The organism is Streptomyces abikoensis (assembly GCF_014648775.1).
GTDB classification, from domain to species: domain Bacteria; phylum Actinomycetota; class Actinomycetes; order Streptomycetales; family Streptomycetaceae; genus Streptomyces; species Streptomyces abikoensis.
The window spans coordinates 293,088-317,441 of sequence record NZ_BMRT01000007.1 but is presented as its reverse complement, the minus strand read 5'-3'; the positions used below and the strand labels follow the sequence as shown (position 1 = coordinate 317,441).

19 protein-coding genes and 1 pseudogene are annotated in these 24,354 nt (G+C 73.2%); 15 read left to right on the top strand and 5 right to left on the bottom strand.

The annotated features are described in order from the left end of the window. Positions 1–110: 110 nt before the first annotated feature. Genes tsaB through tsaD form a run of 3 tightly spaced genes read left to right on the top strand, consistent with a single transcriptional unit; the run spans position 111 to position 2,471 of the window. Positions 111–779 (top strand): tRNA (adenosine(37)-N6)-threonylcarbamoyltransferase complex dimerization subunit type 1 TsaB, encoded by a 669-nt coding sequence (gene tsaB, locus IE096_RS23030; RefSeq protein ID WP_126914653.1) that lies wholly within the window; start codon positions 111–113, stop codon positions 777–779. A 56-nt stretch (positions 780–835) separates the two neighbouring features. Continuing rightward, on the top strand, positions 836–1,330 hold the full coding sequence (rimI, locus tag IE096_RS23025) for a ribosomal protein S18-alanine N-acetyltransferase (RefSeq protein WP_189454821.1): 495 nt from the start codon (positions 836–838) through the stop codon (positions 1,328–1,330). Beyond that, the gene (gene tsaD, locus IE096_RS23020; protein WP_189454714.1) at positions 1,314–2,471 is read left to right on the top strand and encodes a tRNA (adenosine(37)-N6)-threonylcarbamoyltransferase complex transferase subunit TsaD; all 1,158 of its coding nucleotides are present in this window, start codon (positions 1,314–1,316) and stop codon (positions 2,469–2,471) included. The genes rimI and tsaD overlap by 17 nt, the downstream gene beginning before the upstream one ends. A gap of 22 nt (positions 2,472–2,493) precedes the next feature. On the opposite strand, the gene IE096_RS23015 is transcribed toward tsaD, so the two are convergent. Next, positions 2,494–3,696, bottom strand: coding sequence for a THUMP-like domain-containing protein (locus IE096_RS23015; protein ID WP_189454711.1), 1,203 nt, complete (start codon positions 3,694–3,696; stop codon positions 2,494–2,496). Positions 3,697–3,792: 96 nt separating this feature from the next. Between IE096_RS23015 and IE096_RS23010 the strand changes: the two genes are divergently transcribed. The 3 genes from IE096_RS23010 to groL all read left to right on the top strand — a co-directional run bounded on the left by IE096_RS23010 (position 3,793) and on the right by groL (position 6,971). After that, positions 3,793–4,668, top strand: a complete 876-nt coding sequence (locus tag IE096_RS23010) for a polysaccharide deacetylase family protein (RefSeq protein WP_229820540.1) — start codon at positions 3,793–3,795, stop codon at positions 4,666–4,668. A gap of 252 nt (positions 4,669–4,920) precedes the next feature. After that, complete coding sequence (groES, locus tag IE096_RS23005) at positions 4,921–5,229, top strand: co-chaperone GroES (RefSeq protein ID WP_083105757.1); 309 nt, start codon at positions 4,921–4,923, stop codon at positions 5,227–5,229. A 119-nt stretch (positions 5,230–5,348) separates the two neighbouring features. After that, entirely contained in the window at positions 5,349–6,971 is a 1,623-nt protein-coding gene (gene groL / locus IE096_RS23000) for a chaperonin GroEL (RefSeq protein WP_189454709.1), read from the top strand. 100 nt (positions 6,972–7,071) lie between these two features. Here groL and IE096_RS22995 read toward each other — a convergent pair whose 3' ends face one another. After that, positions 7,072–7,845, bottom strand: coding sequence for an SDR family NAD(P)-dependent oxidoreductase (locus tag IE096_RS22995; RefSeq protein WP_189454707.1), 774 nt, complete (start codon positions 7,843–7,845; stop codon positions 7,072–7,074). Then, positions 7,842–8,606, bottom strand: a complete 765-nt coding sequence (locus tag IE096_RS22990) for an MOSC domain-containing protein (protein WP_189454816.1) — start codon at positions 8,604–8,606, stop codon at positions 7,842–7,844. Before IE096_RS22990 ends, IE096_RS22995 begins: the two co-directional genes overlap by 4 nt. Positions 8,607–8,710: 104 nt before the next feature. Between IE096_RS22990 and IE096_RS22985 the strand changes: the two genes are divergently transcribed. After that, the gene (locus IE096_RS22985; RefSeq protein WP_189454705.1) at positions 8,711–9,622 is read left to right on the top strand and encodes a LysR family transcriptional regulator; all 912 of its coding nucleotides are present in this window, start codon (positions 8,711–8,713) and stop codon (positions 9,620–9,622) included. A gap of 124 nt (positions 9,623–9,746) precedes the next feature. Here the strand turns inward: IE096_RS22985 and IE096_RS22980 are convergent, their stop codons facing one another. Then, complete coding sequence (locus IE096_RS22980; RefSeq protein WP_126914647.1) at positions 9,747–10,073, bottom strand: WhiB family transcriptional regulator; 327 nt, start codon at positions 10,071–10,073, stop codon at positions 9,747–9,749. Positions 10,074–10,480: 407 nt separating this feature from the next. Between IE096_RS22980 and IE096_RS22975 the strand changes: the two genes are divergently transcribed. The 5 genes from IE096_RS22975 (at position 10,481) to IE096_RS22955 (ending at position 16,159) form a co-directional block, all read left to right on the top strand. Then, complete coding sequence (locus tag IE096_RS22975; RefSeq protein ID WP_003948568.1) at positions 10,481–11,092, top strand: response regulator transcription factor; 612 nt, start codon at positions 10,481–10,483, stop codon at positions 11,090–11,092. Between the two features lie 390 nt (positions 11,093–11,482). Then, positions 11,483–12,058, top strand: a complete 576-nt coding sequence (locus tag IE096_RS22970; RefSeq protein ID WP_206279852.1) for a sigma-70 family RNA polymerase sigma factor — start codon at positions 11,483–11,485, stop codon at positions 12,056–12,058. 133 nt (positions 12,059–12,191) lie between these two features. Then, a complete protein-coding gene (gene guaB / locus IE096_RS22965) occupies positions 12,192–13,694 on the top strand; it encodes an IMP dehydrogenase (RefSeq protein WP_189454703.1) in 1,503 nt (500 codons plus the stop codon). A gap of 121 nt (positions 13,695–13,815) precedes the next feature. Further along, positions 13,816–14,943 carry a GuaB3 family IMP dehydrogenase-related protein gene (locus IE096_RS22960; protein WP_189454700.1) on the top strand — a complete coding sequence of 376 codons (1,128 nt, stop codon included), beginning with the start codon at positions 13,816–13,818 and terminating at the stop codon, positions 14,941–14,943. 121 nt (positions 14,944–15,064) lie between these two features. Continuing rightward, positions 15,065–16,159 (top strand): rod shape-determining protein, encoded by a 1,095-nt coding sequence (locus IE096_RS22955; protein WP_189454698.1) that lies wholly within the window; start codon positions 15,065–15,067, stop codon positions 16,157–16,159. 42 nt (positions 16,160–16,201) lie between these two features. Here IE096_RS22955 and IE096_RS22950 read toward each other — a convergent pair whose 3' ends face one another. Next, positions 16,202–17,470 (bottom strand): nucleotide sugar dehydrogenase, encoded by a 1,269-nt coding sequence (locus IE096_RS22950; RefSeq protein ID WP_189454814.1) that lies wholly within the window; start codon positions 17,468–17,470, stop codon positions 16,202–16,204. A gap of 325 nt (positions 17,471–17,795) precedes the next feature. Between IE096_RS22950 and IE096_RS22945 the strand changes: the two genes are divergently transcribed. The 3 genes and pseudogenes from IE096_RS22945 to IE096_RS22935 all read left to right on the top strand — a co-directional run bounded on the left by IE096_RS22945 (position 17,796) and on the right by IE096_RS22935 (position 24,324). Then, a complete protein-coding gene (locus IE096_RS22945; protein WP_189454697.1) occupies positions 17,796–19,502 on the top strand; it encodes a glycerol-3-phosphate dehydrogenase/oxidase in 1,707 nt (568 codons plus the stop codon). A gap of 307 nt (positions 19,503–19,809) precedes the next feature. Next, a pseudogene (locus tag IE096_RS32245) lies at positions 19,810–20,662 on the top strand (serine/threonine-protein kinase); the annotation flags it as partial. 1,040 nt (positions 20,663–21,702) lie between these two features. Then, complete coding sequence (locus tag IE096_RS22935; RefSeq protein ID WP_189454693.1) at positions 21,703–24,324, top strand: serine/threonine kinase C-terminal domain-containing protein; 2,622 nt, start codon at positions 21,703–21,705, stop codon at positions 24,322–24,324. The last annotated feature ends 30 nt before the right edge of the window (positions 24,325–24,354 follow it).

The window sequence follows — 24,354 nt, the reverse complement described above, 5'->3', positions numbered from 1 at the left end:
TGCGTACGGCCATGCGGCTGACCGTAGCACCCGCTCGCGCCCCCGCCGCGCCCCCGGCTCGGGGCCCATGCGCGCGCCGCCCGCCCCATGGTGCGCCGTAGGCTTGTCACGTGCTGCTGCTCGCTCTGGATACCGCCACCCCCGCTGTCACCGTCGCCCTCCACGACGGCGAGTCCGTCGTCGCCGAGTCGACCCAGGTGGACGCCCGCCGGCACGGGGAGCTGCTGCTGCCCGCCGTCGACCGGGTGCTCCGCGAGGCGGGTACGAAGCTCGACGCCGTCACCGGGATCGTCGTGGGCGTGGGCCCCGGCCCGTACACCGGCCTGCGCGTCGGCATCGTCACCGCCGCCACCTTCGCCGCCACCCTGTCCGTCCCCGTCCACGGCCTGTGCACCCTCGACGGCATCGCGTACGCGGCCGGGCAGCAGGGGCTGACGGGCGAGTTCGTCGTGGCGACGGACGCCCGCCGCAAGGAGGTGTACTGGGCGCGCTACGCGGACGCCCGGACCCGGATCACCGAGCCCGCCGTGGACCGCCCCGCCGAGCTCACCGAGCGCCTGGCGGGCCTGACCGCCGTCGGCGCGGGCGCGGTGCTCTACCGGGACGCCTTCTCGGACGTCCGCGAGGAGCTGCCGCAGCACCAGTCGGCGGCCGCGCTGGCGGCGCTGGCCGCCGAGAAGCTCCGCACGGGCGGCGAGTTCCTGCCGGACCAGCCGCTGTACCTGCGCCGCCCCGACGCCCAGGTGCCGGCCAACTACAAGGTGGTCACCCCGCAGTGACCGGGCCAGCCGAAGCGGCCGCCGCCGCAGCAGCCTCCGCCATCCGCGTCCGCGAGATGCGCTGGTGGGACATCGCGCCCGTGCTGGAGCTGGAGCGCACCCTGTTCCCCCACGACGCGTGGTCCAAGGGCCTCTTCTGGTCGGAGCTCGCCCACGCGCGCGGGGCGAACGCCAACCGCCGCTACGTCGTCGCGGAGGTCGTCGGCGAGTCCGAGCAGGCCAGGGTCGTCGGCTACGCGGGCCTCGCCGCCGTCGACGGCACCGGCGACGTGCAGACCATCGCCGTGGCCAAGGAGCACTGGAGCACGGGCCTCGGCGCCCGGCTGCTGACCGAGCTCCTCACCACCGCGAACGCCTTCGAGTGCCGTGAGGTGCTGCTGGAGGTGCGCGTCGACAACACCCGCGCCCAGCGCCTCTACGAACGCTTCGGCTTCGAGCCCGTGGGCGTGCGCCGCGGCTACTACCAGCCCGGCAACATCGACGCGCTCGTGATGCGTCTCTCCGATCCCCTGTCCGCAGTGCAAGGAATGTCCCATGGCTCGCAAGACTGACGAACCCCTCGTCCTCGGCATCGAGACCTCGTGCGACGAGACCGGCGTCGGTATCGTCCGCGGCCACACGCTGCTCGCCGACGCGGTCGCGTCCAGCGTCGACGAGCACGCCCGCTTCGGCGGCGTCGTCCCGGAGGTCGCCAGCCGGGCCCACCTGGAGGCCATGGTCCCGACCATCCAGCGCGCCCTGAAGGAGGCGGGGGTGAGCGCGAAGGACCTCGACGGCATCGCGGTCACCGCCGGCCCCGGCCTCGCGGGCGCCCTGCTCGTCGGCGTCTCCGCGGCGAAGGCGTACGCCTACGCGCTGGGCAAGCCCCTCTACGGCGTCAACCACCTCGCCTCGCACATCTGCGTGGACCAGCTGGAGCACGGCGCCCTGCCCGAGCCCACGATGGCCCTGCTGGTGAGCGGCGGCCACTCGTCCCTGCTGCTGGCGCCCGACATCACCTCGGACGTCCGGCCGCTCGGCTCGACGATCGACGACGCGGCCGGCGAGGCCTTCGACAAGATCGCCCGGGTGCTGAACCTCGGCTTCCCCGGCGGCCCGGTCATCGACCGCTACGCGCGCGAGGGCGACCCCGACGCCATCCGCTTCCCGCGCGGCCTGACCGGCCCCCGCGACCCGATATACGACTTCTCCTTCTCCGGCCTGAAGACCGCCGTGGCCCGCTGGATCGAGGCCAAGCGCGCGGCCGGCGAGCACGTTCCGGTCGCGGACGTCGCCGCCTCCTTCCAGGAGGCGGTCGTCGACGTCCTGACCCGCAAGGCCGTTCGCGCCTGCAAGGACCACGGCGTGGACCACCTGATGATCGGCGGCGGCGTCGCCGCCAACACCCGCCTGCGCGCCATGGCCCAGCGCCGCTGCGAGGACGCGGGCATCACCCTGCGCGTGCCGCGCCCGAAGCTGTGCACCGACAACGGCGCGATGGTGGCGGCGCTGGGGGCGGAGATGGTGGCCCGTGGCCGCGCGGCGTCCTCCTGGGACCTGTCGGCGGACTCCTCGCTGCCGGTCACGGAGACGCACGTGCCGGGCGAGCACGACCACGACCATGACGACGAGCACGGCCATGGGCACGGTCACGGCCACGCGCACGACCACGACCACGTGCACGAGCTGAGCAAGCAGAACCTCTACGACTGACGGGCGGCCCCGCCGGTCCGGGTCACGCCCGGGCCGGCTGCCCCAGCAGCATGGCCGGCGCGCCCGCCACGCGCGTCAGCACGATCACGCAGGAGTTCGCACCCGCGAGCTTGAGCTTCTTGCGGAGCTCCTCCGGCTCCACCGCCGAGCCCCGCTTCTTGATGACGGCGACGCCGATCCCGCGCTCCCGGACGATCGCCTTGAGCCTCTTCAGGTTGAACGGCAGCACGTCCGTGATCTCGTACGCCGCCGCGTAGGCGGAATCCCGCAGCTCGTCGCTCGTCACATACGCGATCGTCTCGTCGATCAGCCCGCCGTCGCCCAGCTCCGCCGCGGCCTCCGCCACCAGGTGGGCGCGGATGACCGCGCCGTCCGGTTCGTAGAGGTAGCGGCCCACGGGCCGCACGGCCGGGTCCGGCAGGCCCCGGCCCACCAGGGACGCGCCGCCCGGCAGCAGGGTCGCCCGCCGCGCGGCGGGGTCCGTGCCGAACCACAGCACGGCCTCCTTCACATCGCCGCCGTCCGAGATCCACTCGGCCTCCGCGTCCTCGGGGATCGCCTCGTGGGGCACCCCGGGGGCGATCTTCAGCGCGGCGTGCGGAGCCTTGCGGGCCGCCTCGACCGCCCAGGACAGCGGGGGCGAGTACGCCTCCGGGTCGAAGATCCGGCCCCGGCCGCCACGCCGCGCCGGGTCGACGAACACGGCGTCGTAGGACGAGGTGTCGATCTCGGTGACGTCCGCGCAGCGCACCTCGATCAGTTCGGCCAGGCCCAGGGCGGCCGCGTTGGCGCGGACGACCTCGCAGGTCAGGGGGTCGCGGTCGACGGCCAGCACCTCGATGCCGGCGCGTGCCAGCGCGATCGCGTCACCGCCGATGCCACAGCACAGATCAGCGAGTCGGCGCACGCCGAGCGCGGAGAAACGCTGTGCCCTGTAGGCGGCGACACCGGCCCGGGTGGCCTGCTCGACGCCGTTCGGGGTGAAGAACATGCGGTACGCGTCCTCGGCGCCGAACTTGGCGACCGCGCGCTGCCGCAGCCGGGCCTGTCCCAGGGCCGCCGACACCAGGTCGGCGGGGTGGTCGCGGCGCAGCCGGGTCGCCGTGGCGAGCTCCTGGGCGGGGTCGTGGTCGCGCAGCTCGTCGAGGAGGGCGCGGCCCTCGTCGGTGAGGAGGGCGGCGAAGGCGTCGGTGGCGGGGGCGTTCGGTGCGGGCACGTGTCTCATTCTCGCGCCACTCCTCGTACGGCGGTGAGCCGGAGGAGGGCGAGGGGGCCCGCGCGGCCATCGAACGGATGAACAACAATCGGGTGTGTGAGCCCTGTGAGCCCGTCTGTTTCCGGCCGAATACGCGTCGGCGCCTCCGTACGTACCGCCGCCCTCGCCTCCGCCGCCCTGCTGCTGGCCGGCGTCCTGGCCGGATGCTCCGGCTCCTCCTCCGGCGGCCCCGCGAAGCCGCACCGGGCGACCGGGACGCCCACCGCGCCCGCCACCGCCTCCCCGGCGGACCCCGGCGCGTACCGCCGCTGGGGCCTGGACAAGCCGCTGGCCGCGCCCCCGGCCCCGCCCGCGAAGAAGCTCACCGACGGGTTCAAGGCGGGCGCGAAGCCGCAGGTGATCCGGCGTATCCCCACGCAGGACAAGGTCGTCTTCGTGACCTTCGACGACGGGGCCGAGAAGGACCCGGCATTCCTGAGGATGGCGGCGGACCTCAAGGTGCCGTTCACGATGTTCCTGACGGACGACATCGCCCGCGCGGGCGCCGGCTACGGCTACTTCGACAAGCTCCGCGCCCTCGGCAACGGCATCGACAACCACACCCTCTCCCACCCCAATCTGCGCACCCTCTCGGCCGAGGCGCAGAAGCGCGAGATCTGCGGGCAGCAGGATTCCCTCCAGAAGCGGTTCGGCAGCCGCCCGGCCCTCTTCCGCCCGCCCTACGGCAACTACAACGACGCCACGCTCACCGCGGCCGCCGGCTGCGGGGTGCGCGCGGTCGTGCTGTGGACGGCGACGATGCAGATCAACGACATGCGCTACGCGGAGGGCGGCGGGCTGCGGCCCGGCGACATCGTCCTGGCCCACTTCCGCGGGCCCCAGGAGCTCAAGGGCACCACGATGACCCAGATGGTCACCAACATGCTGCGCAGCATTCAGGCGCAGGGCTTCACGGTGGCCCGTCTGGAGGACTATCTGTAGTGCGGGCGCCGCGCCGCGAAGGGCGTAGGAGTACCGCCCCGCCGACGGGGTAGATCAAAGCTCGCCGCACGCCGAATTGGCACTCCGCTTGACCGAGTGCTAACCGCGTCATAGTCTCGGCTCCGTTGGCACTCTCCACCGGTGAGTGCCAAACGTAGCGACGGGCACGTTCCGGCACCCGCGACGACGGGACTCCTGGTCGCCACCTCAGACAGTTAACCCCGTGAGATCTCCGAAGGGGGAGGTCGGATCGTGACGACCGCCAGCTCCAAGGTTGCCATCAAGCCGCTTGAGGACCGCATCGTGGTCCAGCCGCTCGACGCCGAGCAGACCACGGCCTCCGGCCTGGTCATTCCGGACACCGCCAAGGAGAAGCCCCAGGAGGGCGCTGTCCTGGCCGTGGGCCCGGGCCGCTTCGAGAACGGCGAGCGCCTGCCGCTCGACGTGAAGGTCGGCGACGTCGTGCTCTACAGCAAGTACGGCGGCACCGAGGTGAAGTACAACGGCGACGAGTACCTCGTCCTCTCGGCCCGCGACGTCCTCGCGGTCATCGAGAAGTAGTTCACCCGAGGCTCCCCGAGCCTTCGAAGCTTGTGAACAGTGCCCCTGGTTCCCGCGCCTGCACAGCCGGGCGCCGGGGGCGCGGTTCGTTTTGAGACACGGCGAAGGATACGTAACCCATGGCCAAGACCCTGAAGTTCGACGAGGACGCCCGTCGCGCCCTTGAGCGCGGCGTCAACAAGCTCGCCGACACCGTGAAGGTGACGATCGGTCCCAAGGGCCGCAACGTCGTCATCGACAAGAAGTTCGGCGCCCCCACCATCACCAACGACGGTGTGACCATCGCCCGCGAGGTCGAGCTCGACGACGCGTACGAGAACCTGGGCGCCCAGCTCGTCAAGGAGGTGGCGACCAAGACCAACGACATCGCGGGTGACGGCACCACCACCGCCACCGTGCTGGCCCAGGCGCTGGTCCGCGAGGGTCTGCGCAACGTCGCCGCCGGCGCCTCCCCGGCCTCCCTGAAGAAGGGCATCGACGCTGCGGTCAAGGCCGTCTCCGAGGAGCTCCTGGCCACCGCCCGTCCGATCGACGACAAGGCCGACATCGCCGCCGTCGCCGCGCTCTCCGCGCAGGACAAGCAGGTCGGCGAGCTGATCGCCGAGGCCATGGACAAGGTCGGCAAGGACGGTGTCATCACCGTCGAGGAGTCGAACACCTTCGGTCTGGAGCTGGACTTCACCGAGGGCATGGCCTTCGACAAGGGTTACCTCTCGCCGTACATGGTCACCGACCAGGAGCGTATGGAGGCCGTCCTCGACGACCCGTACATCCTGATCCACCAGGGCAAGATCTCCGCCATCCAGGACCTCCTCCCGCTGCTGGAGAAGATCATCCAGGCCGGTGGCTCCAAGCCGCTGCTGATCATCGCCGAGGACGTCGAGGGCGAGGCCCTGTCGACCCTGGTCGTGAACAAGATCCGTGGCACCTTCAACGCCGTGGCCGTCAAGGCCCCGGGCTTCGGCGACCGCCGCAAGGCGATGCTCGGCGACATGGCCACCCTCACCGGTGCCACCGTCATCGCCGAGGAGGTCGGCCTCAAGCTCGACCAGGCCGGTCTGGACGTGCTGGGCACCGCCCGCCGCGTGACCGTCACCAAGGACGACACCACGATCGTCGACGGCGGCGGCAACAGCGCGGACGTCGCGGGCCGCGTCGCCCAGATCAAGGCCGAGATCGAGACCACCGACTCGGACTGGGACCGCGAGAAGCTCCAGGAGCGCCTCGCCAAGCTCGCCGGTGGCGTCTGCGTCATCCGCGTGGGCGCGGCCACCGAGGTCGAGCTCAAGGAGCGCAAGCACCGTCTGGAGGACGCCATCTCCGCGACCCGCGCCGCGGTCGAGGAGGGCATCGTCTCCGGTGGTGGCTCCGCGCTGGTCCACGCCGTCAAGGTCCTCGAGGGCAACCTCGGCAAGGAGGGCGACGAGGCCACCGGTGTCGCCGTCGTCCGCCGCGCCGCCGTCGAGCCGCTGCGCTGGATCGCCGAGAACGCCGGCCTCGAGGGCTACGTCATCACCTCCAAGGTGGCCGAGCTCGAGGCGGGCCAGGGCTTCAACGCCGCGACCGGCGAGTACGGCGACCTGGTGAAGGCCGGCGTCATCGACCCGGTCAAGGTCACCCGCTCCGCCCTGGAGAACGCCGCGTCCATCGCCTCCCTGCTGCTCACGACCGAGACCCTGGTCGTCGAGAAGAAGGAAGAGGAGCCCGCCGAGGCCGGTCACGGTCACGGCCACGCCCACTGACGCACCTTCGCCCATCCGGGTGATACGGCCGGGGCCCGGCCTTCCCTCGTGGGGAGGCCGGGCCCCGGCCCGTTCTCGCGTCACCCGCCGGTTCGCGCCGTCAGTTGGGCCCGTAGCGACGGCCTGTCGTCGCGCTGGCGCGCGAGACCGCGCGGCGCGGGGCCAGCTTCAGCAGACCCGTCAGCGCCTTGTAGCGCGGGTCGGGGATGGACAGCGCCTTGCCCCGGGCCAGGTCCTTCAGCGCCGCGTCGACCAGCTTGTCGGCGTCCAGCCACATCCAGCCGGGCACGTTGTCCGTGCCCATGCCGGCCCGCTGGTGGAACTCCGTCCGGACGAAGCCGGGGCAGAGCGCCATCATCCGCACCCCGCTGCCCGCCAGGTCCCGCGCGGCGCCCTGGGTGAACTGCACCACCCACGCCTTGCTCGCCCCGTACGTTCCCCGGGGGACGAACGCGGCGACCGAGGCCACGTTGACCACGCCACCGCGCCTGCGCTCCCGCATCCCGGCCGCCGCGGCCGAGGTCAGCCGCAGCACCGCCTCGCAGTGCACCTTGAGCATCGTCAGCTCGTCGGCCATCGCGACCTCGAGATAACGGCCCTTGTTGCCGAAGCCCGCGTTGTTGACCAGCAGGTCCACCGGGTTCTTGCGGTCCGAGAGCCGGGCCTCGACCGCCGCGATGTCCTTCTCCTGCGACAGGTCGGCGCGGAGCACCTCCACCTCCACGCGGTGGCGGTCGTGGAGCTCCGTCGCCTGCTCGCTCAGCCGCTTCTCGTCGCGGGCCACGATGACCAGATTGTGCCCGTCGGCCGCCAGCCGCCGGGCGAAGGCCGCGCCGATGCCCGCGGTGGCTCCCGTGATCAGTGCAGTCGTCATACGGGAACGTTAGTGCTCGGCACACCCTCCCGGTTGCCTTCCCCCTCCTCCGGCCGCCCGGCCGGACGCCCGCCGGCGCGATTTCGACGGTCCCGGTAGGCCAGGGCCTTCTCCAGCAGTTCGGGGTGGAGGGCGTCGCCCGCCGCGAGGAGACCGGCCCGCAGCGACTGATCCGTCGTCAGCGCGCGGAAGGCGTAGGAGACGGTCACCTCGTGCGCGGGGCGGTGGACGACGTCGACGCGGTCGCCCGCGCGGATCTCCCCGGGCTCCAGGACGCGCAGGTACGCCCCGGGCGCGGCCTCCTGGGTGAAGCGGCGCATCCAGCCCGACTCGCCCAGCCACTCGGCGAAGGTGCGGCAGGGGATGCGCGGCGAGGTGACCTCCAGCAGCAGATCCGTACCTATGCGCCAACGCTCTCCGATGCGCGCGCCGTTGACGTCGATCCCGGTGGTGGTGAGGTTCTCCCCGAAGGCGCCGTGGGGCAGCGCGCGGCCCAGCGCCCGCTCCCAGCCGTCGAGGTCCTCCCGGGCGAAGGCGTAGACCGCCTGGTCGTTCCCGCCGTGGTGGCGGAGGGAGACGACCGCGTCGCCCGCGAGGCCGCTGCCCGCCGTGCCCTTCGGGCCGGGGGCGGCCACGGCGACCGGGCCGGGCACGGGACGCTTGTCGATGCCGCTCGCGAGGCCGCCGGCGAAGGCGCCCTCGTGGCCCGGGCGGTCGCCCGCCGTCAGGGCCCGGCCGATGTTGACGGAGAGCAGTCGCATGGGGGAAGTCATGGCGCGGTCCATGCGATCAGCCTAGGCGGAGCCCCTCAAAGCGTCGAGCGATTATTTCGCGTCAGCCCCAAGGGTGTCTTATGCTCGGTTCTATGATCGAGGCACGTCATCTGAGGGTGCTGCGCGCGGTGGCCGCCACCGGTTCGTTCTCGGCCGCGGCCCGGGAGCTCGGCTGCACCCAGCCCGCCGTCAGCCAGCAGATGAAGGCCCTGGAGCAGTCGGCGCGCACGCCCCTGCTGGTCCGGACGGGCCGGGAGATGCGGCTGACCGAGGCGGGCGAGGCGCTGGTCCGCCACGCCACGGGGATCCTGGCCGGGCTGACGGCCGCCGAGGAGGAGATCGCGGCCATCGCCGGACTGCGGGCCGGCCGGGTGCGGCTGGTGTCCTTCCCCAGCGGCAGCTCCACGCTCGTGCCCACCGCGCTCGCCGAGATGCGCGCCGCCCACCCGGGCACCCAGATCTCCCTCGTCGAGGCGGAGCCGCCGCGCTCGGTGGAGATGCTCCGCGAGGGCGACTGCGAGATCGCGCTCGCCTTCCGCTACCCCGACGTGCGCGGCGCGGACCCGGCGGCCGGCGCGGAGTGGGACGACCTGGTCGTCCGGCCGCTGCTGACCGACCGCCTCATCGGCGTGGTGCCCGAGGGGCACCGGCTGGCCGGGGCGGAGCGGATCGGGATCGCCGAGCTGGAGCGGGAGCCGTGGATCGCGGGCTGCCCGCGCTGCCGGCGGCATCTGGTGGAGGTGTGCGAGAGCGCGGGCTTCACGCCGCGCATCGACTTCGCGACGGACGACTACCCGGCGGTCTTCGGACTGGTCGGGGCCGGTCTCGGGGTCGCGGTCATGCCCGAGCTGGCGCTGGAGTCGCTGCGGCCCAAGGGCGCGCGGACGGTGCCGGTGGAGCCGGTGGTGCACCGGGAGATCGTCGCCCTCACCCTCCCGGACCTGGCCAGGGTCCCGGCGGTCGGGGCGATGCTCGACCGCCTCACGGCGGCCGCGGCCCGCTGACCCCTCCGACGCCGGGCGCGGACGTCCGGCCGTCGGGCGTGGGTGCCGGCGCGGCGGGTTCGGGGGGCGTACGTGCGGGGGCGGCCGCCGGCCCCGGGGGCGGGCGGTGGAGCGGCCGGGGCGCTCACGCGGTCATCGCGCCCGCGCCCGCGCCGCTCGCCGAGATGGGCCGGTGCCTCGCGCGCCCCATGAGCTCCTCGCGCTCGTCCTCGGTCAGCCCGCCCCAGACGCCGTAGGGCTCCCGCACCGCCAGCGCGTGCGCCGCGCACTCGGCGCGTACGGGACAGCGCATGCACACCTCCTTCGCGGAGGTTTCCCGGGCGCTGCGCGCCGCGCCGCGTTCGCCCTCGGGGTGGAAGAACAACGAGCTGTCGACCCCTCGACACGCCGCCAGGAGCTGCCAGTCCCACAGGTCGGCGTTGGGACCGGGAAGGCGGGAGAAATCTGCCATTGCTTATCCCCTCGAAACGATCTGTCCGATGCAGTGCCCGTGCCCGTACATCTGTCGTGACTGTCGTGTGAGCAGATGAAAATATGACTCATTGCTGAATCTAGCCACAGACACCGGTAAATGGGAAGAAATGCGGGTCCGACTGGGCAAATGGGGCATAGCTTGGCCGATGGAGCGGGCGCCCCCCGTGCGCCCTGCTCCGTGTCCGCGCCCTCACGTAGAGTGCCGAACACGGCCGACCAAGCCCGTAACTCTTTCGGGTGACCGTCGTTGAGAGTGCGGAGGCGGTTGACGCATGAAGCAGTCGGGCGGGTGGCAGGGCCCGGGTGCCGTCGACCGCGCAAGGTGACGACCAGTACCAGCCTCTGGAGGCTCAAGGTGACGCGCATCAGCTGCGGAGGGCGGCCATGACATCCGTCCTCGTCTGCGACGACTCCCCGCTTGCCCGAGAAGCGCTCCGTCGCGCGGTGGCGACCGTGCCCGGCGTCGAGCGCGTGACCACGGCGGCCAACGGCGAGGAAGTCCTCCGCCGCTGGGGCGCCGATCGTTCGGACCTCATTCTCATGGACGTACGCATGCCCGGACTCGGCGGTGTGGAGACAGTGCGCCGGCTGCTCTCCGCCGATCCCGGCGCGCGCATCATCATGCTCACGGTCGCCGAGGACCTCGACGGGGTCGCACTGGCGGTCGCCGCCGGAGCGCGCGGCTATCTGCACAAGGACGCCTCGCGCGCCGAGCTGCGCGCCACCGTGACCCAGGCGCTCGCCGACCCCACCTGGCGGCTCGCCCCCCGGCGGCTGCGCTCGGCCGAGATGGGCGCCGCGCCCACCCTCACCGCGCGGGAGATCCAGGTGCTGGAGGGCATGAGCCACGGCCGCTCCAACGCGGAGATCGGCCGCGAGCTCTTCCTCTCCGAGGACACGGTGAAGACCCACGCGCGACGGCTGTTCAAGAAGCTGGGCGCCTCGGACCGGGCGCACGCGGTGGCCCTCGGCTTCCGCTGGGGCCTGGTCCGCTGAGGCGGTGTGGCGCGCGGCGTCTCGAGGTCACGGTGCGCGCCACCCCGGCGGGTGGTGCCCACCGCGACCCCCGTGGCGCGCACCGCGTCCTCGCCGCCCCACCGGCCCGACGCCGAAACCTCGAGGGATGCCGCATCCTTGAGGTGTGACTCCTCCCCGGCGGAGGCCGAGGTTTCTCGCTCGGCCAGAAGAGACCTCATGACGGACAAGCCCTGCCACGTGCCGCACGGCACGGGTGCAAGCTATCGGTGGAGTCGTGAGTGCTGGGGCGGGCATACCCGAAAGGGGGAGGCGCTAGACGTGAGTGCGAGGACACCGACGCGTAACGGTTCGATGCACAACCACGAGGGCGGTGCCACGGAGCATCCGGCGCCGGGGCACCATGGACCGATGCGCGACGACGACACCACCGCCATTGGCGCGCTCGTGGCCCGTGCGGTGGAGGGCGACCGGCAGGCCACCCACGATCTGCTCGCCCTGGTGCACCCCCTCGCCCTGCGCTACTGCCGTACGCGCCTCTCGCGGCTGCCGGGCGACGCCCGGCACTTCGTGGACGACCTCGCCCAGGAGGTCTGTCTCGCCGTCCTGTGCGCCCTGCCGCGCTACCGCGACACCGGGCGCCCCTTCGAGGCCTTCGTCGTGGCCATCGCCGCGCACAAGGTCGCCGACCTCCAGCGCGCCGCCATGCGCCATCCCGGCAGCACGGCGGTGCCCTCCGACGAGATGCCGGAACAGCCCGACGACTCGCTCGGGCCCGAGGAGCGGGCACTGCTCAGCAGCGATGCCGAGTGGGCGAAGAAGCTGCTCGCCAACCTCCCGGAGAACCAGCGCGAGCTCGTGCTGCTGCGCGTCGCCGTCGGACTGACCGCCGAGGAGACCGGGCAGATGCTGGGAATGTCACCCGGCGCCGTCCGGGTCGCCCAGCACCGTGCGCTCAGCAGGCTCAGGGCGCTCGCCGAACAGTAGGAGCGAGGCGTGTCGCGGGTGTTCTCGTAGGAAAATCCAAGTGACGCGAGCCTCAGAGCTCGTGGAATGGGACACCCGCCACGGCCGTTAGCATGGTAGTCCTCGCTGGGGCAAGACCATTTGGGAAGGTGTCATGACTGACAACGTCGACGGAATGCCCGGGAAATTCGCGATGCTCGGTCTGACATATGACGACGTCCTGCTGCTGCCGGGCGCCTCCGAGGTCCTGCCGAACGGCGTGAGCACCGCCTCCCGGGTCTCGCGCAACGTACGTGTGAACATCCCGCTGCTGTCCGCCGCCATGGACAAGGTGACCGAGGCGCGCATGGCCATCGCCATGGCCCGCCAGGGCGGCGCGGGCGTGCTCCACCGCAACCTCTCGATCGAGGACCAGGCCAACCAGGTCGACCTCGTCAAGCGCTCGGAGTCCGGCATGGTCTCCGACCCGATCACCGTCCGCCCGGACGCCACGCTGGCCGAGGCCGACGCGCTGTGCGCCCGCTTCCGCATCAGCGGTGTGCCGGTCACCGACCCGTCGGGCAAGCTCCTGGGCATCGTCACCAACCGTGACATGGCCTTCGAGATGGACCGCGGCCGCGCGGTGCGCGAGGTCATGACCCCGATGCCGCTGGTCACCGGCAAGGTGGGCATCTCCGGCGAGGACGCCATCGAGCTGCTGCGCCGCCACAAGATCGAGAAGCTGCCGCTGGTGGACGACGCCGGTGTGCTCAAGGGCCTTATCACGGTCAAGGACTTCGTCAAGGCCGAGAAGTACCCGAACGCCGCCAAGGACGCCGAGGGCCGCCTGGTCGTCGGCGCCGCGGTGGGCGTCGGCGCCGAGGCCTTCGAGCGCGCCCAGGCGCTCGTCGAGGCCGGCGCGGACTTCCTGGTCGTCGACAGCGCCCACGGCCACAGCCGGGGCATCCTCGACATGATCGCCAAGATCAAGTCCAACATCAGCGTCGATGTCGTCGGTGGCAACGTCGCCACCCGTGACGGCGCCCAGGCCCTGATCGACGCGGGCGTGGACGGCGTCAAGGTCGGTGTCGGCCCGGGCTCGATCTGCACCACCCGCGTCGTCGCCGGCATCGGCGTCCCGCAGGTCACCGCGATCTACGAGGCCGCCCAGGCGTGCCACGCGGCGGGCGTCCCGCTGATCGGCGACGGCGGCCTGCAGTACTCGGGCGACATCGCCAAGGCCATCGCCGCCGGCGCCGACACGGTGATGCTCGGCTCGCTGCTCGCGGGCTGCGAGGAGTCGCCGGGCGAGATGGTCTTCATCAACGGCAAGCAGTTCAAGTCCTACCGCGGCATGGGCTCGCTGGGCGCCATGCAGTCCCGCGGCCAGGCGCGTTCCTTCTCCAAGGACCGCTACTTCCAGGACAACGTCCTCTCCGAGGACAAGCTGGTGCCCGAGGGCATCGAGGGCCAGGTGCCCTACCGCGGCCCGCTGTCCTCGGTCGCCCACCAGCTCGTCGGCGGCCTGCGCGCCTCCATGGGCTACGTCGGCTCGGCCGACATCCAGGAGCTCAAGGACAAGGGCCGCTTCGTGCGGATCACGTCCGCGGGCCTCAAGGAGAGCCACCCGCACGACATTCAAATGACGGTGGAGGCGCCGAACTACTCCCGTCGGTAGTAGTCGGAGCTTCGCACAGAAGTCCGTCGGAGCCCGCGACCGCTCAGGCCGCGGGCTCCGCCGCGTCGGGGATACTGGTATGCGGCAGACGGAGCGCCAAGGAAAGTGAAGGGCCACACACGTGACTGAGATCGAGATCGGGCGCGGCAAGCGCGGCCGCCGGGCGTACGCGTTCGACGACATCGCCGTCGTCCCGAGTCGCCGTACCCGCGACCCGAAGGAGGTCTCGATCGCCTGGCAGATCGACGCCTACCGCTTCGAGCTGCCGTTCCTGGCCGCCCCCATGGACTCGGTCGTCTCGCCCGAGACCGCCATCCGCATCGGTGAGCTGGGCGGCCTGGGCGTGCTCAACCTCGAGGGTCTGTGGACCCGCTACGAGGACCCGGAGCCGCTGCTCGCCGAGATCGCCGAGCTGGACGAGACCGCCGCGACCAAGCGCCTCCAGGAGATCTACGCCGCTCCGATCAAGGAGGAGCTGATCGGGCAGCGCATCAAGGAGGTCCGCGACTCCGGTGTCGTGACCGCCGCCGCGCTCTCCCCGCAGCGCACCGCGCAGTTCTCCAAGGCCGTCGTCGACGCCGGCGTGGACATCTTCGTGATCCGCGGCACGACCGTCTCCGCCGAGCACGTCTCCGGCGCCGCCGAGCCGCTGAACCTCAAGCAGTTCATCTACGAGCTCGACGTCCCGGTGATCGTCGGTGGCTGCGCCACCTACACCGCCGCCCTCCACCTGATGCGCACGGGCGCGGCCGGTGTCCTCGTCGGCTTCGGCGGCGGCGCCGCGCACACCACCCGCAACGTCCTGGGCATCCAGGTCCCGATGGCCACCGCCGTGGCCGACGTGGCTGCCGCCCGCCGGGACTACATGGACGAGTCCGGCGGCCGCTACGTCCACGTCATCGCCGACGGCGGCGTGGGCTGGTCCGGCGACCTGCCGAAGGCCATCGCCTGCGGTGCCGACGCCGTGATGATGGGCTCCCCGCTGGCCCGCGCCACCGACGCCCCCGGCCGTGGCTTCCACTGGGGCATGGAGGCCGTCCACGAGGACGTGCCGCGCGGCAAGCGCATGAACCTGGGCACCGTGGGTTCCACCGAGGAGATCCTCCTCGGCCCCTCGCACACCCCGGACGGCTCGATGAACTTCTTCGGCGCGCTGCGCCGCGCGATGGCCACCACGGGCTACAGCGAGCTCAAGGAGTTCCAGCGCGTCGAGGTGACGGTCGCCCCGTCGCAGCACGACAAGCGCTGACGCTTCGTCTTCCAAGGCCCGGCCCGCTGGGGGTTCTCCCCGGCGGGCCGGGCCTTTCGCATGGCCTGCCCCCGACGTCAGCGCCGTATAAGCATTCGATCGTAGGGAATACTGGCGACTTATGGCGCAAAGCAAGTCGTTCAGCGGCAGGGACATGGGTATCGACCTCGGCACCGCGAACACGCTGGTGTATGTCCGGGGGAAGGGAGTGGTGCTCAACGAACCCTCGGTCGTCGCGGTCAACGCCGAGGACGGCAGCGTGCTGTCGGTCGGCTCCGAGGCCAAGGAGACCATCGGCCGTACCCCCTCGAACATCGTCGCCATCCGCCCGATGCGGGACGGCGTCATCGCGGACTTCGAGATAGCCGAGCGGATGATGCGGCACTTCATCAAGAAGGTCATGGGCAACCGCCGCTTCTCCCGCCCGCGCGTCGTGGTGTGCGTGCCCTCGGGCATCACGGGCGTCGAGCGACGGGCGGTCATCGAGGCCGCGTCGCAGGCCGGTGCCCGGCAGGTGCACCTGGTCGAGGAGCCCATGGCGGCCGCGATCGGCGCGGGGCTGCCGGTCAGCGAGCCGACCGGCTGCATGGTCGTCGACATCGGCGGCGGCACCACCGAGGTCGCGGTGATCTCGCTGGGCGGGATCGTCACCGCGCGCTCGGTGCGCACGGCGGGCGACGCCATGGACGCGGCGATCATCTCCTACGTCAAGAAGGAGTACGCCCTCGCCATCGGTGAGCGCACCGCCGAGGAGATCAAGCTGAGCATCGGTTCGGCCTCGCCGACCGGCTACGCGGACGCGGGCGGCGGCGACCCGGAGGAGACCCAGGGGCTGCGCCCCGGCGACCGGCTGACGGTGCGCGGCCGGGACCAGGTCAGCGGTCTGCCCAAGACGCTGGAGCTGACGGCCGACGAGATCCGCCACGCGCTCGCCGAGCCGGTGGACGCCATCGTGATGGCGGTGCGCCAGACGCTCGACGAGACCCCGCCGGAGCTCTCCGGCGACATCATGGAACGGGGCATCGTGCTCACCGGCGGTGGCGCGCTGCTGCGCGGCCTGGACGTCCGGCTGAGCCGGGAGCTCGACATCCCCGTGTTCGTCGCGGACGAGCCGCTCGACTGCGTCGCCGTCGGCACCGGCCGCTGCGTGGAGAACTTCGCCTCGATGCGCACGGTGCTGGACGCCCAGCCACGCCTGCTGTCGGGCCGGCTGTAGCCCCGCCCGGCCCCGGCGCGCGTGTTGCGGCCGGGGCGCGTTTCACAGCCGGTGCGCCGCTCCGGTGGGGCTCGCGCCCCGGGTGTCCAGCAGCAGCTGGGCCTTGACCGCGAGCCCCTGGAGGTCGTACGTGCGGTGGTGCTGGAGAAGCACCGTCAGATCGGCGGCGGCCGCGGCCTCGTAGAGGCAGTCGGCGCGCGGCACGGGCTGGCCCATGACGCGCCACTGGGCGGCGTAGGGGTCGTGGTAGCTGAGCAGGGCGCCCATCTCGATCAGCCGGGAGGCGATCTCGCGGGCCGGTGAGCCCTCCTGGTCGCCGATGTCGGCCTTGTAGCTGACGCCCAGCAGCAGGATCCGGGCGCCGCGCGCGGATTTGCCGTGCTCGTTGAGGAGCGTGGCGCAGCGCTGGATGACGTAGCGCGGCATCCGCCCGTTGACCTCCTGTGCCAGCTCCACCATGCGCAGCGGGTAGCCGAGGCTGCGGCCCTTGTAGGAGAGGTAGTTGGGGTCGATGGGGACGCCGTGGCCGCCGACGCCGGGGCCGGGGCGGAACGCCTGGAAGCCGAAGGGCTTGGTCTCCGCGCAGCGCAGGACGTCCCAGAGGTCGACGCCGATGTCGTGGCAGAAGACGGCCATCTCGTTGGCGAGCGCGATGTTGACGTGCCGGTAGTTGGTCTCCAGGACCTTGACCGCCTCGGCCTCGCGGCAGCCGCGCGCGCGGACGACCTTCTCGCAGATGCGCCCGTAGAAGGCGGCGGCGGCCTCGGTGCAGGCGGGGGTGAGGCCGCCGATGACCTTGGGGGTGTTGGCCAGGCCGTGGCGGCGGTTGCCGGGGTCGAGGCGGCTGGGGGAGTAGGCGAGGTGGAAGTCCTGGCCGGCGCGGAGCCCGGAGCCGGATTCCAGGATGGGGCGCAGCAGGTCCTCGGTGGTGCCGGGGTAGACGGCGGACTCCAGGATCACGGTGGTGTGCGGCCGGAGCCGGGCCGCGAGGGCGCGGGCCGCCGCGACGACGGCGTCGAGGTCGAGTGCCCGGTCCTCGCCCAGCCGGGTGGGGGCGCAGATCACGGCCGTGCGGACCCTGCCGAGCTCGGCGTCCTCGGTGGTGGCGCGGAAGCCGGCGGAGACCATGCGGCGGATCAGGCTCGCGGTGAAGCCGTCGGCGCCCTCCGGGGGCAGCCGTCCGGCGCGGAGCTCGGCGACGGTGCGGGCGTCGGTGTCGTAGCCGACGGTGGGGATGGCGGCGGCGGTGGCGGCCTGGGCGAGCGGGAGCCCGAGGTGACCGAGGCCGATGACGGCGAGATCTGCGGGCATGGCGGGCATGGCGCGATGCGGTCCTTCCCGGAGGTGACGTCCGGAGGCGGTGTCCGGTGGGTTCCGGTTCCGGATGAACCCGGATAAAGCGACCCGGTACATCAGCTTAGGGGGATATATGACTGTTATCCGGTATTTGTGGGTCACATCCACCGGGGCCGCGTCGCGGCGGACGGTCCGGAGGCGGTCGTGGCGCGGCCGGAACGGCCGATCTGGGGCAGCATCGAAGCAGGACGCGTCACGACGTTCGGTCCCGGCTCCGTCCGCGCGGCCCCCGGCAGCGGTGGCGGCAGCGGCGGCGGGAGCGGCCAGGCGGGAGGCAGTGGTGAGGACAGCGACACTCGGCCCGGCCGAGCGCGGCGAGGCTCTCGCCCGAATGGCGGAGCGGGAACTGGACATCCTCGTCGTCGGCGCGGGCGTCGTCGGCGCCGGCACCGCCCTGGACGCGGTGACCCGCGGGCTGGTGACCGGCCTCGTCGAGGCGCGGGACTGGGCGGCCGGCACGTCCAGCCGGTCCAGCAAGCTCATCCACGGCGGGCTGCGCTATCTGGAGATGCTCGACTTCGCCCTCGTGCGCGAGGCCCTCAAGGAGCGCGGGCTGCTGCTCCAGCGGCTGGCCCCCCACCTCGTGCGGCCGGTGCCCTTCCTCTACCCGCTCCAGCACAGGGGCTGGGAGCGCTTCTACGCCGGCGCGGGCGTGGCCCTCTACGACACCATGTCCCTCTCCTCGGGCCACGGCAGAGGGCTGCCCGCCCACCGCCACCTCACCCGCCGGAAGTCCCTGCGGGTCGCGCCCTGCCTGCGCAAGGACGCGCTGGTCGGCGCCCTCCAGTACTACGACGCCCAGATGGACGACGCGCGCTACGTCACCACCCTCGTGCGCACCGCCGCCGCCTACGGCGCCGACGTCGCCAACCGGGCGCGGGTCGTGGGCTTCCTGCGCGAGGGCGAGCGCGTGGTCGGCGCCCGGGTGCGGGATCTGGAACAGGGCGGCGAGTTCGAGATCCGCGCCCGGCAGATCGTCAACGCCACCGGGGTGTGGACGGACGACACCCAGCAGCTCATCGCCGAACGCGGCCAGTTCCACGTGCGGGCGTCCAAGGGCATCCACCTGGTCGTCCCCAAGGACCGGATCCACTCCACCACCGGGCTCATCCTGCGTACCGAGAAGAGCGTGCTCTTCGTCATCCCCTGGGGCCGCCACTGGATCATCGGCACGACGGACACCGACTGGGACCTGGACAAGGCCCACCCCGCCGCCTCCAGCGCCGACATCGACTATCTGCTGGAACACGTGAACTCGGTGCTCGCCGTGCCGCTCAGCCGCGACGACGTCCAGGGCGTCTACGCCGGGCTGCGCCCCCTGCTGGCCGGCGAGTCGGACGCGACCAGCAAGCTCTCGCGCGAGCACACGGTGGCCCACCCCGTGCCGGGGCTGGTGGTCGTGGCGGGCGGCAAGTACACCACCTACCGGGTGATGGCGAAGGACGCCGTCGACGAGGCCGTGCACGGGCTCGCCCAGCGGGTGGCCGACTGCGTCACCGAGGACGTCCCGCTCGTCGGCGCCGAGGGGTACAAGGCCCTGTGGAACGGGCGCGCCCAGCTCGCCCGGCGCACCGGGCTGCACGTCGCGCGGATCGAACACCTGCTCAGCCGCTACGGCTCGCTGGTGGACGAGGTGCTGTCCTACGTCACCGCCGACCCCGCGATGGGCGAGCCGCTGGGCGGTGCCGAGGACTATCTGCGGGCGGAGGTCGTCTACGCCGCCTCCCACGAGGGCGCGCGCCACCTCGACGACGTCCTCACCCGGCGGACGCGGATCTCGATCGAGACCTTCGACCGCGGCACGCGCAGCGCCCGCGAGGCCGCCGAGCTGATCGCGCCCGTGCTGGGCTGGGACGCGGCCCAGGTCGACAAGGAGGTCGAGCACTACGAGAAGCGCGTGGAGGCCGAGCGCGAGTCGCAGCGGCAGCCCGACGACCTGACGGCGGACGCGGCCCGGCTGGGCGCGCCGGACATCCAGCCGGTCTGACGGGCCGTCCGGGGCCATACGTGTCCTTTACAGGTACGCGCTGCGCGCATGAGCGCTGTGTGACAGCCCGGCAGCTTCGGGAACCGCCCGTCGCCCAACCGTGTCCTGTGGGAGTGACAGGTCCTGTTCAGGGGAACGGGCGACGACGCCACCGCATCCCGTCGTCCTCGGCACCGCCCCGGCGCGCGTCGGCACACGCTCCTCACCAGGGCTCTCGGACCCTGGCCTTCCGCTGGTCCGCGGATGAGAGACAATGGTCCCTCTGCCAGGGTCGGTTGGTCGCAGAGCTGATTGCCAGAGGGGACGCATGTCGGAGGCGGAGCAGACGCAGGGCACGGCAGGGCGCCTCCTCGCCGGGCGATACCGCCTCGGGGACGTCCTCGGGCGCGGTGGCATGGGCACGGTCTGGCGGGCGACGGACGAGACCCTGGGCCGCGTGGTCGCGGTCAAGGAGCTGCGCTTCCCGTCCAACATCGACGAGGACGAGAAGCGCCGCCTGATCACGCGCACGCTGCGCGAGGCCAAGGCCATCGCCCGGATCCGCAGCGCCGGCGCGGTCACCGTCTACGACGTCGTCCACGAGGACGACCGTCCGTGGATCGTCATGGAGCTCATCGAAGGCCGCTCGCTCGCCGACGTCATCCGCGAGGACGGGCCGCTGAAGTGGCGCCGGGCCGCCGAGGTCGGGCTCGCCGTCCTCGACGTGCTGCGCGCCGCGCACCGCGAGGGCATCCTCCACCGCGACGTGAAGCCCTCCAACGTCCTCATCGCGGACGACGGCCGCGTCGTCCTCACCGACTTCGGCATCGCGCAGGTCGAGGGCGACCCGTCGGTCACCTCGACGGGCATGCTCGTCGGCGCCCCCTCGTACATATCCCCCGAGCGCGCCCGCGGCCAGAAGCCCGGCCCGCCCGCCGACCTGTGGTCGCTCGGCGGCCTGCTGTACGCGGCCGTCGAGGGCGCCCCGCCGTACGACAAGGGCTCCGCGATCGCGACCCTCACGGCCGTCATGACCGAGCCCCTGGGACCGCCGCGCAACGCCGGCCCGCTGGCGGAGGTCATGTACGGGCTGCTGGCCAAGGACCCGCAGAAGCGCCTGGACGAGGCGGGGGCGCGGGCGTTGCTGACGGACGCCGTCAACGCCCCGGACGAGCGGCTGCCCAAGCCGCCCGAGCCCCAGCCCGACCTGGAGGCCACCCAGGCCATCGCCGTGCCGTCCATACCGGAGAAGCCGGTCCGCGCGGCGGCTCCGGCGCGGCCGAAGAAGGAGCGCGGCGGGTACGGCTACGACGACGCCCGGTCGTCCGCGCCGACGTCCCGGGGCCCGGCTTCCTCGGGGCCGACGGGATCCTCGGCCGCCGCGTCCTCCTCGTCGTCCCGCTCGTCCTCCGCCGGAGCGGGTTCGCGTTCCTCGTCGGCGCCGTCCTCCCGGGCCGGAGGCGTGTCCGGTGGGGCGTCCGGCTCGCCGTCCGTGCCGTCGCGGGGCGCCTTCCGGCCCCTGCGGGACGCGGACACGGGCTCGTCCGTCACCGCCGAGCCCGAGGGCGCCGGGCAGCCGGTCAGGCTGCGGGTCGGCAGCGTCGCCGCCGGCGCCAGGGGCGCCCGCGACGCCCGTGGCACGACCTACGGCCGCGCCTCGCTCATGGACATCGTGCCGCGCCGCGTGCTGCTCGTCGCCGCGGTCGTGGTCGTCCTCGCCGTCATCGGCACGGTGATCGCCATCGCCGTGAGCGGCGACAAGGACGACAGCGGCAAGAACGGTTCGTCCACGAAGCACAAGAAGGCCGCGATCGTCTCGACCGCACCGGTGTACACCGCCCCGGACGGCCACGGTGGCCGGGACGGCCTCGACGGCTTCTCGCGCGCGAACTGACGCGCGCCGGCGCGCGCGTCGCCGTGTGACGCGGTGTGACGCCGTGTGAGCTCCCGGGACGGGAGGGACACGCGCGCATACCGGGCCGGACTGGTGGGGACGTACTGAGCCGTACGCGCCCTAAGGGGCGGGTTCGGCACGTATCGTGAGTCGTCGTGGACCGTACGCAGTCGCGATACGCCGCAAGGCACCGCTGAACGACCGGTTCTGACTGCCGGTCGGCGCGCCGGGGTGCCGCGGGTCGGGGTGCCTCGGGGGGCCTCGGTGCGTGTCGAGGGGTGTCGGGGCGGGCCGTGCGACGGCGGATCGCACGAGTGGGGAGGCGTCGTGGACGACTACGCGGGCCGGGTGCTCGCCGACCGCTACCGTCTGCCGTTGCCCCCGTCCGAGGCGTTCGAGCTGGTGGAGACCCGGGCCTTCGACACCTACAGCGGCCAGGAGGTCCTGGTCCGGCAGGTCCCGCTGCCGGAGGTCGTGGACGCGGAGGTCCTGGACGGCTCCCACAGCCCCGGCGCCGCCCGGGGCCCGGCCGGGCCGACGGCCGGAGGTGCGGGAGCGCGGCGTCCTTCCTCGGGGCCCGGCGACCCGGCCGTGCGCCGCGCGCTGGTGGCCGCCACCGCCGCCGCGCAGATCCCGGACCACCCCCGGCTCGACCAGGTCTTCCACGTCTTCGCCGAGGCGGGCAGCCTCTGGATCGTCAGCGAGCTCGTCTCCGCCCGCCCGCTGGCCGCCCTGCTCGCCGAGCGCACGCTCTCCCCGCACCGCGCGGCCGAGGTGGCCGCCGACGTCCTCACGGCCCTGCGCGCCCTCCACGCCCAGGGCTGGACCCACCGCAACATCACCGCCCGGACCGTCCTCATCTGTGACGACGGCCGTGCCATCCTCACCGGCCTCGCCGCGGGCGCGGCCGAGGAGGCGCTGTGCGGCTACGACCCGGTCCCGGAGGCGGCGGCCCGGGGCGAGCGGCCGCGCCCCTCGCCGTACGGGCCGGGGAGCGGAGCTCCCGGCGGCCCGGGCCCGCGCGCCGGGGGCGTCCCCCGGCAGGGCGGCGGCGCCGCGACGGGCGCCACCGCGCCCTCGGGCGCCGTCGAGCCCCACGGCGCGGGGGACGAGCCGGACGAGGCCCGGAACGCCCGCGCGGCCCGCTCCGGCGCGATCGCCGCCTACCACGCGGCAGCCCGCGCCGCCGCGCGCGCGGCGGCCGAAGGCGCCGCCCGCCCGGCCGCCGGCGCCTCCACCTGGGGCGGCGGCAACGCGTCCAGCGGCACCGCCCCCGCCCCGGAGACCACCCGCCCCTGGACCCCGGACGGCCTGGTGCGCGGCGGGGCGGGTGCAGGTGGGGCGAGTACCGGTGGGGCTGGTGCCGGTGGGGCGAAAACCGGTGGCGCGCGCGGTCCCGGGGTGCCGGGGCAGGGCGGGCGGCCCGGCGTATCCGCCCAGGGCAAGCCCGGCGCGCCGGGCCGGGGTGCTCAGCCCGGCGTACCCGCTCAAGGCGGGCCCGCCGCGCCGGGGCAGGGCGGGCCCGGGCAGGGTGGACCCGCCAATGGTTCGGCGGCGGCCTCGCCGGGGCGGTCCTCGAACGGCTGGGGGCACCCCAAGGGCCCGGCCGACGCGCTCGCCGCCGAGCGTGCCCGGCAGGCGCGGATGGTCGTGGTGGGCGCCGTCACCGAGCGTTGGGCGCCCGAACAGGCCTGGCCGGTGCAGGAGAACTGGCAGCTCGCGCCCCCCGTCGGCCCCGCCGCCGACCTGTGGGCCCTGGGCGCCCTGCTCTTCCGCGTCGTCCAGGGCCACGCCCCCTACCCCGAGGAGAGCACGGCCGAGCTCGTCCAGGTCGTCTGCGCGGAACCGCCCGCGTACGCCGAGGAGTGCGGCGCGCTGCGTCCGGTCGTCGAGTCGCTGATGCGGAAGGATCCCGCCGAGCGGCCCGAGTTCGAGGAGCTCCGTGGCTGGCTCCGCTCGCTGATCCGGTCGGCCCCGGAGCCCGAGCTCGGCAGCCGGACCGTCACCGTGCCGTCGATCGGGGCCCCCGCCCCCGGCGATCCGCGTCGGCTTCCGGTCGTCCGCCGGCGCGGCGAGCTGGTCCGGGGGCGGCGCGTCCGCGCGTCCGCCCGGGGCGCGACGGCCGCCCAGGCCCCGGAGCATGCCCACGGGCGGCACAAGCGGACGGCGGCCGAGCGGCGCGGGGAGCCGCCCCGCGCGCGGGAGAGGAGCGGCCTCCACACCACGGGCCATCTGCGGGAGGAGCGCGTGCCCGCGACGGCCTCCCCGCTGCGGCTGGGCAGGCTGCTGCTCGGCCTGATCCTGCTCGCCCTCGTCGGGGCCGTGCTGTACGCGGTGCTGTTCATGCCGCGCGCGGAGGAGGGCACGGGGCGCGCCCCGGTGGACCGTACGGGCGCGGCCGGTGCGCTGAGCGCGGCGCCGGGCGGCTCCGCCCCCGCCGGTACGGCGGGCCGGGCCTCCACCGACGGCGCCGGTGCGGGTGCCGGTTCCGGTGCCGCGAAGGGCTTCGCCCTGCGCAAGGACGCCAAGGGCTTCGCCGTGGCCGTCGCCGAGGACTGGCAGCGACGCGGCGAGAACGCGCGCGGCCAGGTCGTCTACGCCGGTGGGGACTACGAGCTGATCGTGGTGCCGGGCCGGGACACGGTGGCCGAGTTCGGCGGCGACCCCATGGCCTACCAGCAGGACAGGGAGCCCGAACTGGCCCCGTACCGTGCCTCGTCCTGGTCGGGCTCCTCCGGCCTGCGGCGCGTCGACGTCGGCGGGACGGCGACGGCGGAGGGCACGTTCCACTGGAACGACAGTGGCGGCCGCCAGATCTACGTGCGCAACGCCGCGATGATCCTGGGCGACCGCTATCACCTGCTCCAGGTGCGCGGCCCGATGGACGAGCAGCGGTCGGTGGACACCTTCTTCGACCAGGCCATGGCCACGTACCGGGCCTCCGGCTGACCACGTGACGGACCCGGGCGCGGGCTCGGG

What these genes read in the sequence shown, in the direction of transcription:
- IE096_RS22955 (WP_189454698.1), top strand. Translation starts at nt 15,065, where the DNA reads ATGGCGCAAAGCAAGTCGTTCAGCGGCAGGGACATGGGTATCGACCTC.
- IE096_RS22975 (WP_003948568.1), top strand. Translation starts at nt 10,481, where the DNA reads ATGACATCCGTCCTCGTCTGCGACGACTCCCCGCTTGCCCGAGAAGCG.
- rimI (WP_189454821.1), top strand. Translation starts at nt 836, where the DNA reads ATGCGCTGGTGGGACATCGCGCCCGTGCTGGAGCTGGAGCGCACCCTG.
- tsaD (WP_189454714.1), top strand. Translation starts at nt 1,314, where the DNA reads ATGGCTCGCAAGACTGACGAACCCCTCGTCCTCGGCATCGAGACCTCG.
- IE096_RS22970 (WP_206279852.1), top strand. Translation starts at nt 11,483, where the DNA reads ATGCGCGACGACGACACCACCGCCATTGGCGCGCTCGTGGCCCGTGCG.
- groL (WP_189454709.1), top strand. Translation starts at nt 5,349, where the DNA reads ATGGCCAAGACCCTGAAGTTCGACGAGGACGCCCGTCGCGCCCTTGAG.
- IE096_RS22950 (WP_189454814.1), bottom strand. Translation starts at nt 17,470, where the DNA reads ATGCCCGCAGATCTCGCCGTCATCGGCCTCGGTCACCTCGGGCTCCCG.
- guaB (WP_189454703.1), top strand. Translation starts at nt 12,192, where the DNA reads ATGACTGACAACGTCGACGGAATGCCCGGGAAATTCGCGATGCTCGGT.
- IE096_RS23015 (WP_189454711.1), bottom strand. Translation starts at nt 3,696, where the DNA reads ATGAGACACGTGCCCGCACCGAACGCCCCCGCCACCGACGCCTTCGCC.
- IE096_RS22980 (WP_126914647.1), bottom strand. Translation starts at nt 10,073, where the DNA reads ATGGCAGATTTCTCCCGCCTTCCCGGTCCCAACGCCGACCTGTGGGAC.
- IE096_RS22990 (WP_189454816.1), bottom strand. Translation starts at nt 8,606, where the DNA reads ATGCGACTGCTCTCCGTCAACATCGGCCGGGCCCTGACGGCGGGCGAC.
- IE096_RS22995 (WP_189454707.1), bottom strand. Translation starts at nt 7,845, where the DNA reads ATGACGACTGCACTGATCACGGGAGCCACCGCGGGCATCGGCGCGGCC.
- IE096_RS22985 (WP_189454705.1), top strand. Translation starts at nt 8,711, where the DNA reads ATGATCGAGGCACGTCATCTGAGGGTGCTGCGCGCGGTGGCCGCCACC.